At 56.6% G+C, this 1,549-nt stretch carries 3 protein-coding genes; all 3 read right to left on the bottom strand.

Features of this window, described 5'->3' with window-relative positions; genetic code table 11:
* The coding region (gene obgE, locus PROAA_RS12785; protein ID WP_186411709.1) for a GTPase ObgE at positions 1 to 690 on the bottom strand (690 nt) is incomplete at its 3' end.
* 89 nt (positions 691 to 779) lie between these two features.
* Entirely contained in the window at positions 780 to 1,043 is a 264-nt protein-coding gene (rpmA, locus tag PROAA_RS12780) for a 50S ribosomal protein L27 (protein WP_186411708.1), read from the bottom strand.
* 18 nt (positions 1,044 to 1,061) lie between these two features.
* A complete protein-coding gene (gene rplU, locus PROAA_RS12775; protein WP_186411707.1) occupies positions 1,062 to 1,397 on the bottom strand; it encodes a 50S ribosomal protein L21 in 336 nt (111 codons plus the stop codon).
* Between the last annotated feature and the right edge of the window lie 152 nt (positions 1,398 to 1,549).

Genomic DNA, 1,549 nt, shown 5'->3' with positions numbered 1-1,549 from the left:
ACGGATGCCGAGACCCGCTCCCTCGGCCGCGCCCTCGATCAGCCCCGGAATGTCCGCGATGACGAAGCTCTTGTTTTCGCTGACGCGCACGACGCCAAGATTCGGGTGCATCGTCGTGAACGGATAATCAGCGACCTTCGGGCGTGCGGCCGAAACAGCGCGAATGAAGGTACTCTTGCCAGCATTGGGTAGCCCCAGCAACCCAACGTCGGCGAGAACGCGTAGTTCGAGCCGAAGATCGCGTTCTTCACCGGGCTCGCCGAAGGTAAATTGGCGTGGCGCCCGATTGACGCTGGACTTGAAATGGATATTGCCCAGGCCGCCGCGTCCACCCTTGGCGATCAGCACTTTCTTTCCATCACTATCAAGGTCAGCGACGATCTCGTTGCTGTTGACATCGGCGATGACCGTGCCGACAGGTACGTGCAAGTTTATGTCCTTGCCACCTTTTCCGTAGCAGTCGGCTGAGGCGCCGTTTCCGCCACGTTGAGCGACAAATTTCCGGCTGTAGCGGAATTCGATCAAGGTGTTCAGGTTGCGGTCAGCAATAAAGTAAACGCTGCCACCGCGTCCCCCATCGCCGCCATTCGGTCCCCCCTCCGGCTCGTACTTCTCACGCCGGAAAGTGGCAGCGCCGTTACCACCGTTACCGGCGGCAACGAATATCTTTGCCTCGTCGATGAATTTCATGATGCGTGTCCGTTGCGGGATTCGGTCCGGAGAATTGAAAAAGCCCTACCACCAGGATAGGGCTTTGTAAGGCGGTGATGCGTGCGCAATCAGGCGGCGGCAGGGACAATGCTGACCGTGCGACGGCGCCTGGCGCCCTTGACCGCGAATTGAACGTGACCCTCAACGAGAGCGAACAGGGTGTGATCCTTGCCGAGGCCGACGTTTTCACCTGGATGGAATTCGGTGCCGCGCTGGCGAACGATGATGTTTCCGGCGAGGACCATTTGCCCGCCATAGCGTTTTACGCCCAGACGTTTCGACTCCGAGTCACGTCCGTTACGTGAACTGCCGCCTGCTTTTTTGTGTGCCATGAGTCAATTTCCTTTCGGTCAGGCCGCGATTTGGCTGGCAACTGCGTCGGCAATTGCGTCGATCCGGATCTCGGTATAGTTCTGACGATGTCCCTGATGCTTCTGGTAATGCTTGCGACGGCGCATCTTGAAGATTCGGATCTTGTCGTGGCGGCCTTGTGTGAGCACAGTCGCCTTGACCGAAGCGCCAGCTAGAAGCGGAGCGCCGATTTTTACGGCTTCGCCTTCGCCAAGCATGAGAATCTGGTCAAGCGTGATTTCTGCGCCAACTTCTGCCGGTATCTGTTCTATTTTCAATTTTTCGCCAGCGGCAACGCGATACTGCTTGCCCCCGGTCTTAATGACCGCATACATGTTGGACTCCAAAGAACGAGTTAAAGTGGAACGAAGAACCGCGCATTATACGTAATTATCCCGCCAAGTCAAAGTCTCGCATGGTGCGATCAGGGTCGGAGCATGAAAAACCGTTCACGATCATGGAGTTATGACAAGGGCTTTTAAACTTT

The organism is Candidatus Propionivibrio aalborgensis (assembly GCF_900089945.1).
GTDB classification, from domain to species: domain Bacteria; phylum Pseudomonadota; class Gammaproteobacteria; order Burkholderiales; family Rhodocyclaceae; genus Propionivibrio; species Propionivibrio aalborgensis.
Note: the sequence above shows the minus strand (reverse complement) of the source record. Positions and strands in the feature narration are given on the sequence as shown.